Raw genomic sequence first — 21,815 nt, 5'->3', positions numbered from 1 at the left:
CATTCACTCCTGTGGTTGCGGTTGCGTCAGCCGTTGCAGAAACAGGCTGAACAGTTCCGATTGGGATGAAACACCCAGCTTGGCGTACAGATTGCGGCGGTGCACTTTCACCGTTTCCTGGGAAATGGCCAGACGCTTGGCAATCGCTTTGCTGGAATTGCCACGCAGCACCAGACGGGCGATTTCCAGCTCGCGGGCCGACAGGGTATCGCTACCGAAATGCTCCAGCGCGCGCTCCACCGGGGTCACCTGAGCGTCATGCTCCTGGGTCGGGTTCTGCTGTTGCCAGTGCTGGCGCAACAGCGCCAGCAGCCACGGCGCGTACAGGGTCATCTGGCCCAGGTGGGCGGTTTCAAAACGCTGGCTCGCGCCCAGAGAAATCGCCAGCCGCTGCCCTGGCGCCAGGTTAAGGATCAACTGTAGCTCGTCCTCGCCGATGGCCGAGCGAAAATAGTTCTGGAAATAGTCGCTCTGGCGAAATTCGTCCGGCGCCACCTCTTCCATGCGGTAGACGCCGTCGGCCAGGCCGTCCTGCATGGCCTGGTTGAACGGGTCGAGCAGGTACAGACCACTGAGGTACAGCGGCATGGGCGACGGCGCATCGCTGAAACCGCGGTCGAACTCGGCCAGCACCAGCGGCGCGCAGTCGTTCTCGGCAAAAATCACCAGGCCGTTGTCGAACGGCAGCATCTGGTTCAGCAGCATCAGGGTCTGTTGCCAGAACCCCGGCCGTCCCAACTGTCCGATCACCTTGGCCAGCCCTTGATGATGGGCCGCTGCTTCGAATAGCGTCTGCACCGATAACTCCTGGGGGGTAACGATTGGGGGTAATCGCCAACGGCGGGCCGAGTTCCTAGACTCTGCACACCGGCACGCAGTATTGCGGTTGTCCGCCCCGTTTGTCATGCACGCCATGATCGCGGGGCAAACAGCGCAGCGAGCGGCCTTCGAACCTTCCCGATGGAGCAGTGAAGCAATGCGTATTCGTGACCTGGGCATTCATATCGGCATGGGCAAACCCGGCGTCTTCAACGCCATCACCGATGTCCCTGGCGTGCGCGTCGGCCATCACACGATCCACCGCGAAAACGGCGACCAATCGGTACACACCGGCGTCACCGTGATCGAGCCGCGGCCACAAGCGGCGCACCTGCAACCGTGCTTCGCCGGCGTGCATGTGCTCAACGGCAACGGCGATGCCAGCGGCCTTGAGTGGATTCGCGAGGCCGGCCTGCTGACCACCCCGATCGCCTACACCAACACCCACAGTGTCGGCGTGGTCCGCGATGCGCTGGTGGCGGCCGAGCGTGAACTGGGCAAGCAACGCACCTACTGGTGCATGCCGACGGTGCTGGAAACCTATGACGGCGTGCTCAATGACATCTGGGGCCAGCATGTCACTGCCGAACACGTCCATGCCGCGCTGGCCGATGCCCGCAGCGGAGCGGTGGCCGAAGGCTGCGTGGGCGGCGGCACCGGGATGATCTGCCACGAGTTCAAGGGCGGCATCGGCACCTCGTCGCGGGTACTGAGCGCTGAGGCCGGTGGCTGGACCGTCGGTGCCCTGGTGCAGGCCAACTATGGTGTACGTGAAGCCCTGCGGGTCGGCGGTTATCCGGTAGGCCAGGTGCTGGGTGAGCTGCCCTCGCCGTTTCGTGGCAGCGACAACATCGGTGAAGCCGGTATGGGCTCGATTGTCGTGACCCTGGCCACCGATGCCCCACTGCTGCCGCACCAGTGCAGCCGTCTGGCCCAGCGTGCCAGTGTCGGCCTGGCGCGGGTCGGTGGCGGTACCGAGGACACCAGCGGCGATATCTTCGTGGCCTTCTCGGTGGGCAACAGCGATCTGCCGGTGACCAATGTCGGCCGTCCGGGCGTACCGACCACCACGGTGCAGATGGTCAACAACGACCATATCTCGGCCCTGTTCAGCGCCGCTGCCGACGCCGTCGAAGAGGCCATTCTCAACGCGATGCTGGCCGCTACCGACCTGCAAGCCAATGGCCAGCAAGCGCTGGCGCTGAAACCCGAGCAACTGCTTGAGGCCCTGCACACCGTCGGCTGGAAAGCCGATCCGCGCGCCGCAGAGCGCTCCTGACTGACAAGACACTCGTTGCTGCGACAATTTGTCGGTATGGTGGTATTCAGAAGATGGACGTTTACCCGCTCACAGGAAACCCAGAATGCCCCAACGTGAAGTTATCAATGCATCTGTCAGCCCAAAAGGCAGCCTGGAAACACTGTCTCAACGAGAAGTACAGCAACTGAGTGAAGCCGGTTCCGGCAGCCTGTACACCCTGTTCCGCCAGTGCGCGCTGGCAATCCTCAACACCGGCGCGCACGTCGATAACGCCAAGACCATCCTCGAAGCCTACAAGGACTTCGAGGTACGCATTCACCAGCAGGATCGCGGCGTGCGCCTGGAGCTGCTCAATGCCCCGGCCGATGCCTTCGTCGATGGCGAGATGATCGCCAGCACCCGCGAAATGCTCTTCAGCGCCCTGCGCGACATCGTCTACACCGAAAGCGAGCTGGCCAGCCAGCGCATCGACCTGGAAAGCTCCCAAGGCATCACCGACTACGTCTTCCACCTGCTGCGCAATGCCCGCACCCTGCGTCCGGGCGTGGAGCCGAAGATGGTGGTGTGCTGGGGCGGTCACTCGATCAGCACTGAGGAATACCAGTACACCAAGAAGGTCGGCCACGAGCTCGGCCTGCGCAAGCTGGATGTCTGCACTGGCTGCGGCCCGGGTGTAATGAAAGGCCCGATGAAGGGCGCGACCATTGCCCATGCCAAGCAGCGTATGAGCAGCAGCCGCTACCTGGGCCTGACCGAACCCGGCATCATCGCCGCCGAAGCGCCCAACCCGATCGTCAACGAACTGGTGATCCTGCCGGATATCGAAAAGCGTCTTGAAGCCTTCGTGCGCGTCGGCCACGGCATCATCATCTTCCCCGGTGGCGCCGGGACTGCCGAAGAGTTCCTCTACCTGCTCGGCATCCTTATGCACCCGGACAACCGCGACCTGCCGTTCCCGGTCATCCTCACCGGGCCGAAAAGCGCCGAGCCGTACCTGCAGCAGCTGCACGCCTTCGTCCAGGCCACCCTCGGCGACGAGGCGAGCAACTACTACCAGATCATCATCGACAACCCGGCCGAAGTGGCCCGACAGATGGTCGAGGGCCTCAAGGAGGTCAAGCAGTTCCGCCGCGAGCGCAACGATGCCTTCCATTTCAACTGGCTGCTGAAGATCGAAGAAAGCTTCCAGCGCCCCTTCGACCCGACCCACGAGAACATGGCCGGCCTGCAATTGCGCCGTAATCTGCCTGCCCACGAACTGGCCGCCAACCTGCGCCGGGCGTTCTCCGGCATTGTCGCCGGCAACGTCAAGGACAAGGGTATCCGCCTGATCGAAGAAAAAGGTCCGTACGAGATTCATGGCGACTCGGCGGTCTTGCACCCATTGGGCAAGCTGCTGGAAGCCTTTGTCGCCCAGCACCGCATGAAGCTGCCCGGAGGCGCCGAGTACGTGCCCTGCTACCGCGTGGTGACCTGATTCCTGCCCTCCCCTGAGTTGCGGGCACAGCCAGTGCCCGCAACATTTGCTGCCATTTTCCTACCCCCTTCAGTGAACCTGCCTGCAGAAACGTGGTCTTTCAGCTGGCGGCTTGCGTGCTCGCCCGTGTTCACCGGCCCCATCATCGGGCTATATTTTTTATTTCACGCGAAGACCATCATGCCTATCTCTCGTCCTGTTCCTGCGGCGCATGCCCCTGTTTTCACTTCTTCCCTGCGCCCGCGCAACAGACTTGCCATCGGCCTGATCGGCGCCCTGATTGCCCTGAGCGCCACTGCGCAGGCCGAAGAAGCGCCCACCAGCAACGAACGCTGGGTCAGCGACAGCCTGACCACCTACGTGCGCAGCGGGCCAACCAACGGCCACCGGATCGTCGGTAACCTCAAGTCCGGGCAGAAGGTCACCCTGCTCGACACCCAGGGCAACTACAGCCAGGTGCGTGGCGAGTCCGGCGATATCGTCTGGATCACCAGCAGCGACCTGCAGGCGGTTCCCGGCCAGGCCGAACGCCTGCCGCAGCTGACCGAACAGGTCGGCCAGCTGAGCGCCCAGCTCAAAACCATTGACGACAGCTGGAAGACCCGCGTGCAGGGCATGCAGGAAACCCTCGACTCGCGCAAAGCCCTGATCGATGAACTGGAAGCCCGTAACAAGGCGCTCAATGCCGAATTGAGCGACACCCAGTCGGAGCTGCGCAGCACCCAGGCGCGCCTGGGCGATGAGAACAAACAGGTATTGATGCGCTATATGGTCTACGGCGGTGGCATCGCCGGTGCCGGCCTGCTCGCCGGCCTGATCCTTCCGGCCCTGAGCCGGGGGCGCAAGCGCAACGACCGCTGGTTCTGAGGTGTAAGTGGGCAACTGTCTTCCATTCGGTTGACCGGTGGGAGCCAGCCTCTGTGGGAGCTGGCCTTGCCAGCGATACTCACAACGCCGATCAGCTGATACCGCGCTGATACCATCGCCGGCAAGGCCGGCTCCCACACGCCTGTCACTGCACGCATTCACGCAACCACTCGATCATCACCCGTACCCGCACCGGCACCGGTTCGCGCGGCGGATGCACGAGGTAGTAGCCCTGCCCGGCCGCCGCTTCGAAATCGCCAAACGGCAAGATCAACTGCCCCTGATCGATCAAGGGTTGCACCAGGTGCCGACGGCCCATGGCGACGCCTACATGATTGCTTGCAGCCAGCGCACACAGATCAGCGCGATCGAAAGTCAGCCCGCCACTTGGCAGATACGCCAGGGCATCATGCCGACGCGCCCAGCGCTGCCATTCGGCATCGAACGCCGCGTGATCCCAGGCCAATGCATCATGCAAGAGTGTGCACTGCTGCAAGCGCTGCGGCGCATCGATCAGGCCATGACGCTCGGCATACTGGCGACTGCACACCGGTGCTACCTGTTCGTTCATCAATAGCTCGCTGGCAAGGCCAGGAAAATCGCCATCACCGTAGAGCAATGCCAGGTCGATATGCCGGGCGCGAAAATCCACCGCCTCGTTGCCGGTGCGGATATCCAGGCTGATCTGCGGATAGCGCTGCTGGAAGTCCGCCAGCCGCGGCACCAGCCAGCACTGGGTAATGGACGGCCGGGCGTAGAGGGTCAACGCACCGCTGACGGTGGCCGTCGCGTCAGGTTGCAGAGCTTCTTCCAGTTCCTCCAGCAATCCCTGCACCAGCTGGTACAAACGCTCACCTTCGGCGGTCAGGCGTATCCGCCGGGTCAGGCGCTCGAACAAACGCTGCTCCAGTGCCTGTTCGAGCCGGGCGATGCGGTGGCTGACGGCGCTCGGGGTCAGGCACAACTCCTCGGCCGCCAGGGTAAAGCTCAAGTGCCGCGCGGCCACGGCGAAGGTGTGCAGGTTGGCAAACTGCGCCCCGGTCAGACGGGTGCCAAGGCGTGGCGGCAGGTTGAGCATGGTTACTGTCCGGCCAGTTCGATACGGCCCTTGGCCAGGTAGGCGTCCATTTCCTCGCGCGGCACCATGCTGCCACCCGTGCCCCAGACCAGGTGGGTCGCCTGTGCCAGGCGCGCTGGCGTCAGGCCCAGGCGCTGGCGATAACCCTGTTGCTCCTGCAGCACCCGGACCATACCCGACACACCGGCCAGCGCCGAGGGCTCCAGCTCATGGCCTTCACTCGCCTGCATTTGCGCCAGCTGGCGGTACAAGGTGGCGTCGTCAACGGTGTAGTAACCGTCGATCAAGCGCTGCATCGCCCGCCCGACAAAGCCCGAAGGCCGGCCCACCGCCAGGCCGTCGGCTGCGGTCTGGTTGTCGATGCCGAAGTCATATACCGAAACCTCATCGTGCAGCCCGGTATAGACACCGAGGAACATGCACGGCGAATGGGTCGGCTCGGCGAACAGGCAATGCACCGCATCGCCGAACACCAGTTTCAGACCGAACGCCACGCCACCAGGGCCACCACCGACACCGCAGGGCAGGTAGACAAACAACGGATGCTCGGCATCCACCGTAATGCCCTGCTCAACCAACTGGCGCTGCAGGCGCTCGGCGGCCACGGCATAACCGAGGAACAGGTTGCGCGAGTTCTCATCGTCGACGAAATGGCAAAGCGGGTCGGCCTCGGCCTCGCGCCGCCCCTGCTCCACCGCGACGCTGTAGTCGGCGCTGTATTCACGGACTTCGACGCCATGGGCGCGCAAGCGATCCTTCTTCCACTGGCGGGCGTCCGCCGACATGTGCACCGTGGCCTTGAAGCCCAGGCGCGCACTAATGATGCCAATCGACAGGCCGAGGTTGCCGGTAGAACCCACGGCAACGCTGTACTGGCCAAAGAAGGCCCGCGCTTCGTCGCTGTCGAGCCTGGCGTAGTCATCACCCGGTTGCAGCAGTCCGGCCGCCAGGGCCAGGTCTTCAGCGTGCTTGAGCACCTCATAGATGCCGCCGCGAGCCTTGATCGAGCCGGAAATCGGCAGCAGGTTGTCGGCCTTGAGCCACAGCGCACCGCCCTCGGGCAACTGATGCTCGGCGCGCAGCACGCCCTGTAGCGCCGGCAGCGGCAACAGGGGCGACTCGATAATGCCGGCGCTGGCCGCTGTTTGCGCAAACGCCGACTGGATAAACGGCGCGAAACGCTGCAAACGCTCACTGGCCTCACGCACGTCCTGCCTGCTCAGCGGCACATCCCCCAAGGCCTGGACGCTTGGCGCAAGCTGCGGGTTGAACCAACTGGTCGGGCGCAACGCCACCAGTTCAGCGATCAGCGGATGAGTCTGGCACCAGACGTTCACAGGTTGTTGCAGCGGCATTGTCATGCTCCATCGGCAAGCGGATAGAACGATTAAGCGTCAGACGCCGGGTGCATTACAACCGATGGTTACTCAGGCCATGGATGATCCTGGTTCTACCATGTAGCGCCGTGCAAGCCGGCTCACTTCTGCTACCTTGGGAATACCCTCTTTATTGTCTGACGCATCACGTACAGGTGACCCATCATGGCGCGCACCACCCCCATCGAGCTGTACCGCAACATCGGCATCGTTGCCCATGTTGACGCTGGCAAGACCACCACCACCGAACGCATCCTGTTCTACACCGGGGTCAACCACAAAATGGGCGAAGTGCACGACGGTGCCGCGACCATGGACTGGATGGCCCAGGAACAGGAACGCGGAATCACCATTACCTCCGCCGCCACCACGGCGTTCTGGCAAGGTTCGACCAAGCAGTTCCCCGACAAGTACCGCTTCAACATCATCGACACCCCCGGCCACGTCGACTTCACCATCGAGGTGGAGCGCTCGTTGCGCGTGCTCGACGGCGCAGTGGTGGTGTTCAGTGGCGCCGATGGCGTCGAGCCGCAGTCGGAGACGGTCTGGCGCCAGGCCAACAAGTACCACGTGCCGCGCATGGCCTACGTCAACAAGATGGACCGCCAGGGCGCCGACTTCCTGCGCGTGGTCAAGCAGATCGACAAACGCCTGGGCCACCATCCGGTGCCGATCCAGTTGTCCATTGGCGCCGAGGAGAACTTCAAAGGCCAGATCGACCTGGTGAAAATGAAGGCGATTTACTGGAACGAAGACGACCAGGGCACCACCTACCGCGAAGAAGAAATTCCGGCCGACATGCTCGACCTGGCCAATGAATGGCGCGCGCACATGATCGAAGCCGCCGCCGAGGCCAATGACGAATTCATGGAGCTGTACCTCAATGGCCAGGAACTGAGTAACGAACAGATCAAGGCCGGCCTGCGTAAACGCACCCTGGCCAATGAGATTGTCCCGGCCATCTGCGGCTCGTCGTTCAAGAACAAGGGCGTGCCGCTGATGCTCGATGCGGTGATCGACTATTTGCCGGCCCCCTCGGAAATCCCGGCGATCAAAGGCACCGACCCGGATCACGAAGATAAACACCTGGAACGCCATGCCGACGACAACGAACCGTTCTCGGCGCTGGCGTTCAAGATCGCCACCGACCCCTTCGTCGGCACCCTGACCTTCGCCCGGGTCTACTCCGGCGTGCTCAGCTCCGGCAACGCCGTGCTCAACTCGGTCAAGGGCAAGAAGGAACGCATCGGCCGCATGGTGCAGATGCACGCCAACCAGCGTGCCGAGATCAAGGACGTGTGCGCCGGCGACATCGCCGCGCTGATCGGCATGAAGGACGTCACTACCGGCGACACCCTGTGCGACATCAACCAGCCGATCGTCCTCGAACGCATGGACTTCCCTGACCCGGTGATCTCGGTGGCGGTAGAACCCAAGACCAAGGCCGACCAGGAGAAAATGGGCGTCGCCCTGAGCAAGCTGGCGCAGGAAGACCCGTCATTCCGCGTGCGTACCGATGAAGAAACCGCACAAACCATCATCTCCGGCATGGGCGAGCTGCACCTGGACATCATCGTCGACCGCATGAAGCGCGAATTCGGGGTCGAGGCCAATATCGGCAAGCCGCAGGTGGCCTATCGCGAGAAAATCCGCAACACCTGCGAGATCGAAGGCAAGTTCGTCCGCCAGTCCGGTGGCCGTGGCCAATACGGCCACTGCTGGATACGTTTCGAACCGGGCAAGGAAGGGCAGGAAGGCCTGGAGTTCGTCAATGAGGTGGTCGGTGGCGTGGTGCCGCGCGAGTACATCCCGGCGATCCAGAAAGGCATCGAAGAACAGATGAAGAACGGGGTACTGGCCGGTTATCCGCTGATCGGCCTGAAGGCCACGGTGTTCGATGGTTCGTACCACGATGTCGACTCCAACGAGATGGCCTTCAAGGTCGCAGCCTCGATGGCCACCAAGCAACTGGCGCAAAAAGGCGGCGCGGTGCTGCTGGAGCCGGTGATGAAAGTCGAGGTGGTGACGCCTGAGGAGTTTCAGGGCGACATCCTCGGCGACCTGAGCCGCCGTCGCGGGTTGATCCAGGAAGGTGAAGACAGCCCGGCCGGCAAGGTGGTTCGCGCCGAGGTGCCGCTGGGCGAGATGTTCGGTTATTCCACGCAGATGCGCTCGATGACCCAGGGCCGGGCCAGTTACACCATGGAGTTCACCAAGTACGCCGAGGCGCCGGCGAGCATTACCGATGTGATCATCAAAAAACAGGGGTGAAGACCTTTCGCGGGGCAAGCCCCCTCCCACAGTTGATCTGTGGGAGCGGGCTTGCCCCGCGATAACCTGCACCCACGACGCCAGACCTGTAGACTTGCCCCAAGCTTTTTCGTTTGGAGTTTGCCTTCATGTTCGCCCTCACCCACTTTGTCGCCCCGCCCGAGGAGTCGATCAAGAGCCAGATCCTGCAGATGGTGGTCGATAACCTGACCGACATCAGCGCTGTCGCCATCCCCCCGAGCAACCCGCTGTACAACCTCTACCAGTACGCCATCGGCTTTGAGGTGCACCAGTACCTGGAGGCCATGGGCGGCGCAGGCGAGTTGTGCGTCGAACTGATCGTCGCTACTGACCCGCGCGATCCACACACCGTCACCGGCTTTCTCCTGTACCTGCCGCTGCAGGACGATCCGCAAGCCTGCAGTGTGGCGTACCTGGCCGTGCACAACCAGTACCGCCGCCAGGGCATCGCCCGGGCCATGCTCGCGCAGATGAGCGAACGCTACCCCCACGCGGAGCTGGCCTGCGCGGTGAACAAGGTGGCGTACTTCGAGGCCATGGGTTTTGTGCTGATTGCCGCACGCGGCCCGCAGGTGCTGATGAACACCCGCGAATATGCCAGCGATGGTGTAGTCACGATGCTCGATGTCGCGCCGATCTACCGCACGGTCGAAGTGCAGCAGATCCATAGCTACTTGCTCAAGCAGCATGGCAAACGGGCCATGGTCGATGCCGAGAAGCAACGCGACCGCCACCTCGACCAGCTGGAGCGCAAGGCCCTGGCGTTTGTCCAGGAACGCCTGGGCGAGCGCGCCGGGCAGCAGCGCGGCAGCCGGATTCGCCTGGTCTAGTGGCTGTCCTGCGCCGCCAGCTCGAGCAACACCTGCAGCACATAGGCACTGCTCTGCTCAATTTGTCCTTGCCGGCTGGCAATCCCCAGATGTCGCCACAAACCCGGACGCAGCGGACGCATGCACAAGCGTGAGTCGGGCTCCGGCGCGCGGGCTTCATGGGGCAGCAAGGTGGCACCGTAACCGGCCGCCACCAGGCTCTTGATCGCGTCGTTGTAGTTGAGCTGGATCCGCGCATCCGGTTGCAGGCCCGCCGTGGCGAACCACTCGCTGGTCACCCGTGACAACTGGGTGGTGCTGTCATTGAGGATCAATGCACGACTGGCCAGCCAGGCCGGGGTGATGCGTGACGGCGGCGCCCAGCTGAGCGGAATGAAGGCCATGATCGGGTCGCGGCGCCAGGGCTGGATCTGCACGCCTTTGACCGCCGCTTGCGGCAATGCCACCAGCCCCAGGTCCAGGGTGCCATCCTGCAGGCGGCCCACCGACTCACGCGACGTCAGCACCTGCACCTGCACATCGATGCCGGGGTGGCGCACGCCAAGAATATCCAGTGCTTGCGGCAGCAGATGGGCGATGGCACCGGTCGACGCGCCCAGGCGCACGCGGCCGCTCAGGCCCTGGACCTGACGTTGCACCTCATCCAGCGCCTGCTCGGCATCGGCCAGCAGCCGGCGCGCGCGTTCAAGCAAGGTCTGGCCAATGGTCGTCGGATGGACCTGCCCGCGCTTGCGCGTCAGCAGCGGCGCACCGATGCGTGCTTCGAGGTCGGCAATGTGCAGGCTGACGGTGGGCGGCGCCAGGTTGAGAACGCGAGCGGCCTGGGCAAAGGAGCCAAGGTCGGCAATCACCACCAGGGTGCGCAAGCGGTCGAGGCTGATTTCACGCATGGGCTTTTATCATTCAGCATTTATGAATGTCAGCATCATGATATTCAAATTTTCTTTCGTCCAGATCGGCGCGAGCATAGGCACTCCCTGTACTGATTGTTTGAGAGCACCATGCACCAGCCTCTAGTCTTTATCGATGGCGACCAAGGCACCACCGGCCTGCTCATCCACGCCCGCCTGCACGGTCGCGATGACCTGCGCTTGCTGACCCTGCCCGACAGCGAGCGCAAAGACCCACAACGCCGCGCCGAGGCGATCAACAGTGCCGATGTGGCGATTCTGTGCCTGCCCGACGACGCCGCACGCCAGGCGGTGGCGGCGATCGCCAACCCGCAGGTCCGGGTGATCGATGCCAGCTCCGCGCACCGCACCACCGCAGGCTGGGTGTATGGCTTGCCTGAACTGGACGAGCAGCAGGCCGAGCGAATCGCCCAGGCCAAGCGGGTCAGCAACCCCGGTTGCTATCCCACCGGCGCGATTGCCTTGTTGCGGCCCTTGGTGGCCGCAGGGTTGGTGCCAGCTGATTACCCACTGACCGTCAATGCCGTCTCGGGGTACTCCGGTGGCGGCCGTGCAGCGGTCGAACGTCACGAAACACCGGGCGTGCAAGCGCCGCAAGGGGTGCTGGTGTATGGCCTGAACCTGGATCACAAGCATGTGCCAGAGATCCAGCAGCATGCCGGTCTGTCGCAGCGGCCGGTGTTCGTGCCCAGCTATGGCAGCTACCGTCAGGGCATCGCCCTGACCATTGCCTTGCAGACGCGCCTGCTGCCGCCCGGGGTGAGTGCTGCTCGCCTGCATGACTGCCTGCGTCAGCACTATCATGGCTCGCGCTATGTACAGGTGGCGGCGCTGGAACATGGCGAGACAGCGCCGATGCTCGATCCACAGGCGGTGAATGACAGCAACGATCTGCGTCTGGCGGTGTTTGCCAATGAGGCCCATGGCCAGGTGCTGCTGACCGCGGTGTTCGATAACCTGGGCAAAGGTGCCTCAGGGGCGGCGGTGCAGAACCTGGAGCTGATGCTGGCGGCGATGGGCTGATCCGGGGCCGCTATGCGCCCCATCGCTGGCAAAGCCAGCTCCCACAAGATGCCAATTGATCAGGGTGATCACCGAACGCTGTGGGAGCCGGTCTTGCCGGCGATGGGGCGGACTAGATTACCGGTTGTACCGCAGCCAGCGGCACCCACCCCGTCGCGCCATCGGCGTCTCTGCAACTCCACACCCAACCATTCAACTGCCGACCACCCACCACACTATCGCCCGGATCAACATCCAGCTCGCGGGCGCAATAATCCTCCAGCGCCCTGCCCCGGCTGCCATCCAGGCGCTCGATCACCTGGCCCGGCACCCAGCCGTCCTGCTGACCGGGGGTACTGCACAAGTACCAGTTATCCCAGCCCTCCTCACCGGCATAACATTCGCCAACGACCAACTCGGCGCCCTTGGCAAAGGTAATGGGCTCTGGGTACTCGCTTCTATGCTGAGCAACAACCACGAATTTCATGGGTTCACCTCCATTTGAACACTGGTCCGCTGCCACGAACTTCCGTAGCATCCTAGCCTTTTTCGCCGGCAGCCTTCCCCTCCATGAGAACAACTTCTATCCGCGCCGACATTCTGGCCGGACTCACCACGTCCTTTGCCCTGGTGCCCGAGTGCATCGCCTTCGCGCTGGTGGCGCATCTGAATCCATTGATGGGGCTTTACGGCGCCTTCATCATCTGCACCCTCACCGCTCTGCTCGGTGGCCGCCCCGGGATGATTTCCGGCGCGGCCGGGTCGATGGCCGTGGTCATCGTCGCCCTGGTGGTGCAGCACGGTGTGCAGTACCTGCTGGCCACGGTACTGCTCGGCGGGCTGATCATGATTGCCTTCGGTTTGCTGCGCCTGGGCAAGCTGGTGCGCATGGTGCCGTATTCGGTGATGCTCGGTTTCGTCAACGGCCTGGCAATCATCATCGCCCTGGCCCAGCTTGAGCATTTCAAGCATGACGGCGCCTGGCTCAGCGGCGCGCCGCTGTACCTGATGGCCGGCTTGGTGGCGCTGACCATGGCCATCGTCTACGTACTACCGCGCCTGACCCGCAGCGTGCCTCCAGCGCTGATCGCAATCCTCGGCGTCGGCACCGGGGTCTACCTGCTCGATTTGCCGACCCGCACACTGGGCGATCTGGCCCACATCGCCGGCGGCCTGCCGGTACTGAGCTGGCCCGACATTCCATGGAACCTTGAGACGCTGAAGATCATCGCGCCCTACGCGATCCTGATGGCGCTGGTGGGTTTGCTGGAAACCCTGCTGACCCTCAACCTCACCGACGAGATCACCGAAAGCCGCGGCTACCCCAACCGCGAGTGCGTGGCCCTGGGTGTGGCCAACATGACTTCCGGTGTGTTCGGTGGCATGGGTGGTTGCGCGATGATCGGCCAGACGGCGATCAACCTCAGTTCCGGCGGTCGCGGGCGCTTGTCCGGGGTGGTCGCCGGAGTGATGATCCTGATGTTCGTGCTGTTCCTCTCGCCGCTGATCGAGCGTATTCCGCTGGCGGCGCTGGTCGGGGTGATGTTCGTGGTGGCGCAGCAGACCTTCTCCTGGGCTTCGCTGCGGGTCCTGCACAAAGTGCCGGCAAACGACATGCTGGCGATCATCGCCGTAACCGTGGTCACCGTGCTCACCGACCTCGCCACCGCGGTGCTGTTCGGCATCGTTATCGCCGCGCTCAACTTCGCCTGGCAGCAAGCGCGCGAGCTGTACGCCGACAGCCACCTGGAAAGTGACGGCAGCAAACTGTACCGGGTGCACGGCACCTTGTTCTTCGCCTCGAGCACGCCGTTTCTCAACCAGTTCGACCCGGCCAACGACCCGGCGCTGGTGACCCTCGATTGCCAGCACCTGAACTTTGTCGACTACTCGGCGATTGCCGCGCTCAAGACCCTGCGCGAGCGCTACAGCAACAACGGCAAGCACCTGCGCGTGGTGCATCTGTCCGAGCGCTGCAAGCAACTGCTCAAGCGCACGGACCTGCACTACAGCTGAAGAGCGCGCTTATGGCGCGCCGAACATCGCCGTCCAGTAGATCCCCGCATCGCTCTTCGGATCGACCGCATAGGCGGCGCCCAGCTCGCTGAACTGCGGGTTCATCAGGTTGGCGCAATGGCCGGGGCTGGCCAGCCAGCCATCGACCACCTTGCGCGGAGTGTCCTGGCCGGCGGCGATGATCTCGCCGTTCACCTGACCGGCATAGCCGGCCAGCTCCGCCCGGTCACCCGGCGTGCGGCCGTCGCGATCGACGTGATCGAGGAAATTCTGGTTGGCCATGGCCCGTGTATGACTTTCGGCCACCCCGGCCAGGACTGCGTTCCAGGTCAGCGGCGTGGTGGCAGCAAAGGTCTGGCCGCCGCACTGGCGCTGCTGGCTGCGGGCGCTGTTGATCATCGTCAGCAGCTTCTGGCCTTCGGCCTGCCAGTCGCCCAGCTTCCCGGCCAGCAGCGGCCGCGCCAGGACGATACGCCAATCGCGGCCCTGCTGGCTGACGCCGATATCGATGAACTGCGGGGCCAGCACGACCTGGCAGAAGCTTTCCTGTACCGCTTTCATCGCGGCCTGGGCGTCCTGGGGGCCATTGAGGGTAATGGCCTGGACGCTGACCATCGGGTAATTGGCCTGTGCCAGCGCCGAGCGCAAATCCACGCTGCCGGTAGCAGGCAGCACCAGACGGGGATCGCTGACCAGTGGCGGCAGCTCAAGGGACACCTGTTTATCGCATTTCTGCGGCTGACTGCGGTAGCTGTTGATCGAATCGATCAACTGCGCCGGCTCATCGGCCTGGGCTACGCTAGCGAACGCCAGGGCCAGCGGCAGGCTGGCCAGACGCAAAACGGATGACAGGACGCGCATGCAATTCTCCCTTGGAACGGACTGCGCCCATGATGCGCGAAGTCACCCGTCGTCGAACAGCTGGAATGTTTAGAGCGCCGTGCGGTCGACCCTGTAACGGGAAGGTTTGCTTCCCTCACCTGCCAAAGGTCCCCTATGCGCCTGCCAACGATTGTAGCCTGCCTGCTACTGGCCTTCTCAGCCCCGCTGACCCTGGCCGCAGAACCCAAAGCCCAGGTGGCCGAAGAAAAGGCCCAGGTACTGGAACACAAGGCTGTAGTGCAACCCGATGCGCCGCCAGCGCCCAGGAGCAAAGCCATTACCCAGAGCGAAGTCCAGGCGGTCGACCCGGCTGGCGCAGCAGCCCTGGACGACGCCATCACCTGCATGGCGCGCAGCATCTACTGGGAATCGAAAGGTGGCAAGCCAGCGGACATGGAAGCGGTGGCCAGCGTGGTGATGAACCGCCTCGGTCACAACGGCTTTCCCGATACGGTCTGTGGTGTGGTCAAGCAAGGTTCGGAGACCGGTAACTGCCAGTTTTCCTGGTGGTGCGACGGGCGCTCGGACTCGGTGCAGGAAGAAAACCGCTATGCCATCGCCAAGGAAATCGCGCGCAAAGCTTTGAACCGGCAACTGGATGACCGCACCCGCGGTGCGCTGTACTTTCATGACCGGCGTGTGTCGCCAGACTGGGCGCGGACCTATGTGAAGACCACCGAGACCGGGGATTTTCTCTTCTACAAACCGCGTAACGGCACGGCGAGGTAAGCGCTGCTATCGGGGCCGCTGTGCGGCCATCGCCGGCAAGGCCAGCTCCCACAAAACAGCGGCTATTCGCTGACGTCGATCAGCGGGATATCCCCGGCCGCCTTGCCCGCACGACGATCGTTCATCCAGTCGACCACCTGGGCTGAAAACTCCGGCGGTGCCTTGCGCCCCACGCGCCGGGCGATGTCGAGGATGGTCTGCTGGGCCAGCGCTTCTTCCATACGCTTTTGCGCCGTCAACATCACCGCATGAATGGAACAGGTGCCCTCCTGCGCCCAGCTTGGCGGCGAACCGTCAAACAGCGCACAGCGATCGCGCACATCCCGGCACTCGAAGATCATCTTGCGCCCGTCGATGGCCGTGACGATATCCAGCACGCTGATCTCGTCTGCCGGCCGGGCCAGCCTGAAGCCGCCGCGCACGCCTTCGGTGGCGACCACCAGCTTGGCCTTGGCCAGCTTGGTAAAGACCTTGGCCAGGTACTCCTGGGGCACACCTTGCAGGTCGGCCAGATCCCGCACGCTGGCTTCACGGCTATCACCCAGCTCATCGACCAGGAAAGCCAGGCAATGGATGCCGTACTCCACCCCGGCGCTATACAGTGACATGACAATCTCCGACTAACTTTGTCGCAATATTAACAGTCTTTACAGGCTTTCCACGCTCCAGCCGTCCCCAGACGCTACCGCACGTCGGTTTTCAGCCACCCGCCACACGCCCATATTCTATGAAGAAAGGCTGAATTAGAGCAGTGAACGCACAAGGTTACCCGGATCGCTGCACGGATCGACAGGAAAAAATACTTGCGCCGAACAACTACGACCAATACAGTCGTAGTTGTTCGGCGCAGCCAAGGCTGCCTTCAACGCCCCCGTTCACATAACAATCTCTTTCTGTGGAGCAACCAATGAAACAGCACATTCTGATTGTCGGCGCAGGTTTTGGTGGTGTCTGGAGCGCCTTGAGCGCAGCCCGCCTGCTGGACCAGCACGGCCGTAGCGATGTCGCCATCAGCGTCCTCGCGCCACAAGCCGAACTGCGCATTCGTCCGCGTTTCTACGAGCCGGACGTGCATCAGATGAAAGCGCCGCTGGGCGACCTGTTCACTGCCGTGGGGGTGAACTTCATCCAGGGCGCCGCCGAGCAGATCGACGTGGCTGGCAAGCGTGTCAGCTACACCGACGCCCAGGGCCAGCGCAGCGACATCAGCTACGACCGCCTGGTGATGGCTGCCGGCAGCGGCGTATGGCGCCCCGACATCGACGGGCTCAACGAATACGCCTTCGATGTCGACCAGATCGAATCGGCAGCGCGCCTTGAGCAGCACCTCAAGTCGCTGGCCACGCTGCCGGAATCGGCTGCACGCAACACCGTGGTGGTGGCCGGTGGCGGCTTCACCGGGATCGAAACCGCGACCGAAATGCCCGAACGCCTGCGCGCCATCCTCGGTGCCGACGCCAAGGTGCGGGTAATCATCGTCGACCGTGGCGCCAGGATCGGTGCGGCCCTGGGTGAAGGCATCAGCCCGACCATCATCGAAGCGTCCGAGGCCCTGGGCGTCGAGTGGCGGGTCAACGCCTCGGTAGCGGCTGTGGATGCCGACGGCGTGACCCTCGCCGATGGCGAGCGGATCGAGGCGAACACCGTGATCTGGACGGTCGGTGTGCGCGCCAGCGCGCTGACCGCGCAAGTACCTGGCGAACGTGATGGGCAAGGCCGCCTGCACGTCGACCGCCACCTCAAGGTCAAAGGCCAGGAGCACGTCTACGCCACCGGTGACGTGGCCTACGCCGCCACCGACGAGCTGGGCAATTTCGCCGTGATGTCCTGCCAGCACGCCATCGTCCTCGGCCGTCACAGCGGCAACAACGTCGCCGCCGACCTGCTCGGCGTCGAACCTACGCCCTACAGCCAGCCCAAGTACGTTACCTGCCTGGACCTGGGTGCCTGGGGTGCGGTGTACACCGAGGGTTGGGATCGCCAGGTCAAATTGCTGCGCAAAGAGGCCAAAGACCTCAAGACCCAGATCAACACCACCTGGATCTACCCGCCAGCAGCTGACCGCGCCACCGCACTGGCCGCCGCCGACCCGCTGATCCCGATTGCCTGATGCACCAGCCGAGGGGCCGCCGCTGCGGCCCCTTTGCCGTTGTGTGAAGCGAACAATTGCACTGTCGGACAAGAGACAGGTAGCATTGAGAACGATTTTCACTAACGTCTGGACAGCCACCGGTGCAAAACCCGTCGACCCGCAAACTGGGCTTCTTTTTCAGCGACCATCACCGCTGGCTGCTGCAGCATATCCACAAGCGCCTGCGCAACCGTGCCGACGCCGAAGACACCGCCGCCGAAACCTTCTGTCAGATGCTCGCGGCCCGGGTCGACCCGGAAAGCATCCAGCAACCGCGCGCCTACCTCTCGACCATCGCCCGTCGCCTGATCTTCGACCGCCACCGTCGCCGGCAACTGGAGCTGGCGTATCTTGAGCGCCTGTCGGCGCTGCCCGAACCGCTGGCGCCCTCCCCGGAAGAACAACTGCTGCTGATCGAAGCGCTGGTGACCATCGACCAGGTGCTCGACGGCTTGCCGACGATCGTCAAGGCCACCTTCCTCTACAGCCAGCTGGACGGGCTGAGCTATGTGGACATCGCGCGCAAGCTCGAGCTGTCCGAGCGCACCGTGAGTCGCTACATGAAACAGGCCTTGCAGCAGTGCTACCTGAGCGAGCTGGCGCCATGAAGCAGCCGCGCCTGGACCCTGCCGCCGAAGGCGCCATCGACTGGGTGGTGCGCTTGAACGCCGGCAACACCGACGCCGCGCTGCAGGCGCAGTTCGACCTGTGGCTTGCCAGTGACCCCAGCCACGCCCAAGCCTGGAAGCGCTTGCAAGAGCGCCTCGGCGGCGCCTGCCAGACGGTACGCAGCCTCGACCGCCGGGCCCCGGGCCAGGCCGGGGAAGCCCGCCGGGTGTTGCTGCAACCGACGACTTCGCGCCGCGATCTGCTGCGCAGCATTGCCGCCCTCGGTGTGCTCGGCGGCGGCCTGTGGCTGGGCGCGCGCAGCCAGATGGGCGAAGCGCTGCTGGCCGATTTGCGCACCGGGCGTGGTGAGCGGCGCAACTTCACCCTGGCCGACGGTAGTCGTCTGAGCCTCAATGCCGGCAGCGCGGTCGACCTGCAGTTCGACGCGCAGCAACGCCTGCTGATCCTGCGTCAGGGCAGCTTGCTGATCCAGGTCGCCGCCGATCCCGCGCGCCCGTTGCACGTGCGCAGTGCCCAGGGCGACGTGCGTGCATTGGGTACACGTTTTCTGGTCAGCCAGGAAGCCCACTCCACCCGCGTGGTGGTGCTCGAGCATTCGGTCCGGGCACGGCTGCCCAATGGCGCCGAGCTGGATATCCACGAAGGCCATGCCGCCCTGCTCCACCTGCAGCGCATCGAAGCCCTGAACGATGACCAGCGCCACCGCGCCGACTGGCTCAACGGCCGCCTGAATGTGCTGGATGATTCCCTGCAAGCCGTGGTCGAGGCGCTGCGCCCCTACTACCGCGGTTTTGTCCGGGTCGAACCTGAGGTCCGCGGGCTACGGGTGCAAGGGGTTTTTCCCCTCGACGAACCGCAACGCGCCTTCGCCGCCCTGGCCGAAACCCTGCCGGTACGGGTCGAACAGTACAGCCCGTGGCTGACCCTGATCCGGGCGAAAAATCCGTCTTGAAGATTTATTCATGAAAATCAATCGTATTTGTGTCCGGTTTTCATTTCTCGTCGCACCTATCTCCTGACAACACCTTTTCATCAGGAGTATTCCGTGCTCAACCCTTGGTCCCACGCCCTTCCTGTGGCCGTTGCCATGGCCAGCCTTGCCACTGGCGCAGCGGCCCAGGAACAACTGCTGTCGTTCAACCTGCCGGCCGCCAGCCTGGCCAGCAGCCTCAATGCCATCGCCAGCCAGAGCGGACGCATCGTCTCCCTCGACCCTGCGCTGGTGCAGGGCAAGCAGGCACCGGCAATCGCCGGTCGCATGAGCGCCGTGCAGGCCATGCAAAAGGCCTTGGCCGGCAGTGGCCTGCAGTTGCTGGTGACCGATCAGGGCAATTTCAGCGTATTGCCGAGCATCGATGCCGGCGATGCCCTGGAGCTGGGCGCCACCAGCATCAATGACAGCGGCCTGGGCGCCACCACCGAAGGTTCGGGCTCCTACGCCGCACGAGCAATCACCATCGGCAAGGGCACCCACACGCTCAAGGAAATCCCCCAGTCGGTGTCGGTCATGACCCGCAAGCAGATGGACGATCAGGACATCGTCGATCTCAAGGACGCGGTCAACAGGACCACCGGCCTGGTCGGCCTGCAGGGCGTGGGCCCGGGCTTGATCATCTATTCGCGCGGTTTCCAGATCGATGACTGGCAGTACGACGGCGTGCCGATTCCGCGCAACACCTACTCGCTGGGCAACTGGGCAACCCAGGACCTGATTTTCTTCGACCGCATGGAAGTCCTGCGCGGCGCTTCGGGCCTGCTGCAAGGCACCGGCAGCCCGGGTGGGGCGGTCAACCTGGTGCGCAAGCGCGGCCAGAGCACCCCGACCGTGACCGTTACCGGCAAGGCCGGCAGCTGGGATCACTATGGCCTGCAACTGGATGCCGGCGGCCCGCTGAACGACGCCGGGACCGTGCGCGGACGCTTTGTCGCCGATGAAGACCAGAGCGATTCGTTCATCGACTACGAATGGAGCAAGACCCACTCACTGTACGGCGCCCTCGACTTCGACCTGCGCGAAGACACCACCCTGGGCCTGGCGGTCAGCCGCTCCGATGCCGAGTCGCGGCCCATGCTGCGCGGCCTGCCGCGCTACATCGACGGCAGCCCGTTGGACGTACCCCGCTCGACCTTCACCGGCTCGCGCTGGAACCACTCGGAAATCGATGTCACCACCCTCTACGCCGACCTCGAACACCGCTTCAACGACGACTGGAAGTTTCGCGTCGCCGGCGTGCGCATGAGCGAAACCAACACCTCTGCCCACCAGCGCGTGCAATCCACCGGCGACGGCCTGGAATTCGATGGCAGCGGTGTGACCTATGCCGACTGGGTGACGGATTTCGACTCCACCAAAGTGGGTGTGGACATGAACGTGGTCGGCAGCTTCCAAGGCCTGGGCCTGGAGCAGGAGATCACCCTCGGCGGCAACTACTCCAAGCTGACCACCGATGACCTCTTCGCCCGCACCTTCAATGCCAGCGACGACAACGTATTCGATATCGACCATCACCGCCCTGACATCGACTACGACAGCCTGCTGGCCAAGCCCGGCGGCCGTGGTACCGGGAGCGCCTATGATGTACGCCAGAAAGGCCTGTATGGCAGCTGGCGGGTCAAGCTTGCCGAGCCGCTGACCCTGATACTTGGCACGCGAGTAAGCTGGTTCGAGCAAACCTACGATTCGACCAACTACGCCGCGATCACCCACGCGGCCACGGTCAATGCCCCCAGCACCATGACCGAATCCGGCGAAGTCACCCCGTACGCCGGCATCGTCTACGACCTGAGCCGCGAGTGGGCCGTGTATGCCAGCTACACCGACGTCTTTGTCCCGCAGTCCGAGCGTGACGCCAGTGGCTCGGTGCTCAAACCGATCATCGGCAGCAACTACGAAACGGGTATCAAGGGCGAGCTGTTCGACGGCCGTGTCAATACCTCCCTGGCGGTGTTCCGCTTCGACCAGGAAAACCGCGCGACCCAGGACCTGGCCTCAGGCTTTGCCTGCGACGACTGGTACTGCTCCACCGCTTCCGGCAAGGTGCGCAGCCAGGGCATCGAGGCGGAGATCAGCGGCGAGGTACTCAGCGGCCTGCAACTGTTTGCCGGCTACACCTACAACACCACCAAATACCTGGACGACCCGGAGAACGAAGGCAAGACCTTCAGCACCTGGACGCCCAAACACATGCTGCGGGTATGGAGCGACTACCAGTTGCCGGGGGACTGGAGCAAGGTCAGCGCTGGCCTGGGCTTTACCGCGCAAAGCCATACCCTGGGTTACGAGTCTACCTACGACGTAGCGGGTTATGCCGTGTGGGATGCGCGCCTGGCCTATCAGCTGACGCCTGAGGTGAGCCTGGCGGTGAACGGCAAAAACCTGTTCGACAAACGCTACTACGTGGCGGCTTACAACCAGCTCAGTGGTAACAACAACTTTGGCGAGCCGCGCAACTTCATGTTCAGCGTGAAGTACACGCCGCAGTTCTAGACCGCATCGCGGGGCAAGCCCGCTCCT

Annotated in this window: 19 protein-coding genes; 12 read left to right on the top strand and 7 right to left on the bottom strand. The window is 63.6% G+C overall.

Translation table 11 applies throughout. From position 1 onward, the window contains the following. Positions 1–3: 3 nt before the first annotated feature. The gene (locus AC07OF_RS23165; protein WP_232478244.1) at positions 4–798 is read right to left on the bottom strand and encodes a helix-turn-helix transcriptional regulator; all 795 of its coding nucleotides are present in this window, start codon (positions 796–798) and stop codon (positions 4–6) included. Between the two features lie 178 nt (positions 799–976). Here AC07OF_RS23165 and AC07OF_RS23160 point away from each other — a divergent pair, with 178 nt between their 5' ends. The 3 genes from AC07OF_RS23160 to AC07OF_RS23150 all read left to right on the top strand — a co-directional run bounded on the left by AC07OF_RS23160 (position 977) and on the right by AC07OF_RS23150 (position 4,424). Beyond that, positions 977–2,098 (top strand): DmpA family aminopeptidase, encoded by a 1,122-nt coding sequence (locus AC07OF_RS23160; protein ID WP_495073494.1) that lies wholly within the window; start codon positions 977–979, stop codon positions 2,096–2,098. Positions 2,099–2,183: 85 nt separating this feature from the next. Beyond that, a complete protein-coding gene (gene ppnN / locus AC07OF_RS23155; protein ID WP_191831550.1) occupies positions 2,184–3,557 on the top strand; it encodes a nucleotide 5'-monophosphate nucleosidase PpnN in 1,374 nt (457 codons plus the stop codon). Between the two features lie 180 nt (positions 3,558–3,737). After that, positions 3,738–4,424, top strand: a complete 687-nt coding sequence (locus AC07OF_RS23150) for a TIGR04211 family SH3 domain-containing protein (RefSeq protein ID WP_157192152.1) — start codon at positions 3,738–3,740, stop codon at positions 4,422–4,424. 145 nt (positions 4,425–4,569) lie between these two features. Here the strand turns inward: AC07OF_RS23150 and dsdC are convergent, their stop codons facing one another. Next, complete coding sequence (dsdC, locus tag AC07OF_RS23145; RefSeq protein WP_157192151.1) at positions 4,570–5,502, bottom strand: DNA-binding transcriptional regulator DsdC; 933 nt, start codon at positions 5,500–5,502, stop codon at positions 4,570–4,572. Between the two features lie 2 nt (positions 5,503–5,504). Then, the gene (gene dsdA, locus AC07OF_RS23140) at positions 5,505–6,857 is read right to left on the bottom strand and encodes a D-serine ammonia-lyase (RefSeq protein WP_157192150.1); all 1,353 of its coding nucleotides are present in this window, start codon (positions 6,855–6,857) and stop codon (positions 5,505–5,507) included. Positions 6,858–7,043: 186 nt separating this feature from the next. Here dsdA and fusA point away from each other — a divergent pair, with 186 nt between their 5' ends. Both fusA and AC07OF_RS23130 read left to right on the top strand, forming a co-directional pair. Continuing rightward, positions 7,044–9,149, top strand: a complete 2,106-nt coding sequence (fusA, locus tag AC07OF_RS23135; protein ID WP_157192149.1) for an elongation factor G — start codon at positions 7,044–7,046, stop codon at positions 9,147–9,149. Between the two features lie 128 nt (positions 9,150–9,277). Then, a complete protein-coding gene (locus AC07OF_RS23130; RefSeq protein ID WP_157192148.1) occupies positions 9,278–10,000 on the top strand; it encodes a GNAT family N-acetyltransferase in 723 nt (240 codons plus the stop codon). Here AC07OF_RS23130 and AC07OF_RS23125 read toward each other — a convergent pair. Beyond that, a complete protein-coding gene (locus AC07OF_RS23125) occupies positions 9,997–10,890 on the bottom strand; it encodes a LysR family transcriptional regulator (protein WP_157192147.1) in 894 nt (297 codons plus the stop codon). The genes AC07OF_RS23130 and AC07OF_RS23125 overlap by 4 nt on opposite strands. Before the next feature lie 111 nt (positions 10,891–11,001). On the opposite strand from AC07OF_RS23125, the gene argC reads away from it, so the two are divergent. Then, positions 11,002–11,934 (top strand): N-acetyl-gamma-glutamyl-phosphate reductase, encoded by a 933-nt coding sequence (argC, locus tag AC07OF_RS23120; protein ID WP_157192146.1) that lies wholly within the window; start codon positions 11,002–11,004, stop codon positions 11,932–11,934. 112 nt (positions 11,935–12,046) lie between these two features. Here the strand turns inward: argC and AC07OF_RS23115 are convergent, their stop codons facing one another. Continuing rightward, positions 12,047–12,400, bottom strand: a complete 354-nt coding sequence (locus tag AC07OF_RS23115) for an SH3 domain-containing protein (protein ID WP_157192145.1) — start codon at positions 12,398–12,400, stop codon at positions 12,047–12,049. 83 nt (positions 12,401–12,483) lie between these two features. Here AC07OF_RS23115 and AC07OF_RS23110 point away from each other — a divergent pair, with 83 nt between their 5' ends. Beyond that, positions 12,484–13,929: a SulP family inorganic anion transporter gene (locus AC07OF_RS23110; RefSeq protein ID WP_495073493.1), complete on the top strand. Its 1,446-nt coding sequence runs from the start codon at positions 12,484–12,486 to the stop codon at positions 13,927–13,929. Positions 13,930–13,938: 9 nt separating this feature from the next. Here AC07OF_RS23110 and AC07OF_RS23105 read toward each other — a convergent pair whose 3' ends face one another. Then, the gene (locus AC07OF_RS23105) at positions 13,939–14,790 is read right to left on the bottom strand and encodes a CAP domain-containing protein (RefSeq protein ID WP_495073492.1); all 852 of its coding nucleotides are present in this window, start codon (positions 14,788–14,790) and stop codon (positions 13,939–13,941) included. Between the two features lie 135 nt (positions 14,791–14,925). Between AC07OF_RS23105 and AC07OF_RS23100 the strand changes: the two genes are divergently transcribed. Then, positions 14,926–15,540, top strand: coding sequence for a cell wall hydrolase (locus AC07OF_RS23100; RefSeq protein WP_157192142.1), 615 nt, complete (start codon positions 14,926–14,928; stop codon positions 15,538–15,540). Between the two features lie 62 nt (positions 15,541–15,602). Here AC07OF_RS23100 and AC07OF_RS23095 read toward each other — a convergent pair whose 3' ends face one another. Continuing rightward, entirely contained in the window at positions 15,603–16,148 is a 546-nt protein-coding gene (locus AC07OF_RS23095) for an RrF2 family transcriptional regulator (protein WP_157192141.1), read from the bottom strand. A gap of 299 nt (positions 16,149–16,447) precedes the next feature. Here AC07OF_RS23095 and AC07OF_RS23090 point away from each other — a divergent pair, with 299 nt between their 5' ends. From AC07OF_RS23090 to AC07OF_RS23075, 4 genes are all read left to right on the top strand, one after another. Continuing rightward, on the top strand, positions 16,448–17,650 hold the full coding sequence (locus AC07OF_RS23090) for an NAD(P)/FAD-dependent oxidoreductase (protein WP_495073491.1): 1,203 nt from the start codon (positions 16,448–16,450) through the stop codon (positions 17,648–17,650). Between the two features lie 122 nt (positions 17,651–17,772). Further along, entirely contained in the window at positions 17,773–18,279 is a 507-nt protein-coding gene (locus AC07OF_RS23085; protein WP_495073490.1) for a sigma-70 family RNA polymerase sigma factor, read from the top strand. Next, the gene (locus tag AC07OF_RS23080; RefSeq protein WP_495073489.1) at positions 18,276–19,253 is read left to right on the top strand and encodes a FecR family protein; all 978 of its coding nucleotides are present in this window, start codon (positions 18,276–18,278) and stop codon (positions 19,251–19,253) included. The genes AC07OF_RS23085 and AC07OF_RS23080 overlap by 4 nt, the downstream gene beginning before the upstream one ends. A 93-nt stretch (positions 19,254–19,346) precedes the next feature. Beyond that, positions 19,347–21,788 carry a TonB-dependent siderophore receptor gene (locus AC07OF_RS23075; protein WP_157192137.1) on the top strand — a complete coding sequence of 814 codons (2,442 nt, stop codon included), beginning with the start codon at positions 19,347–19,349 and terminating at the stop codon, positions 21,786–21,788. The last annotated feature ends 27 nt before the right edge of the window (positions 21,789–21,815 follow it).

It is taken from the genome of Pseudomonas sp. GW821-FHT10B02 (genome assembly GCF_059415665.1).
Note: the sequence above shows the minus strand (reverse complement) of the source record. Positions and strands in the feature narration are given on the sequence as shown.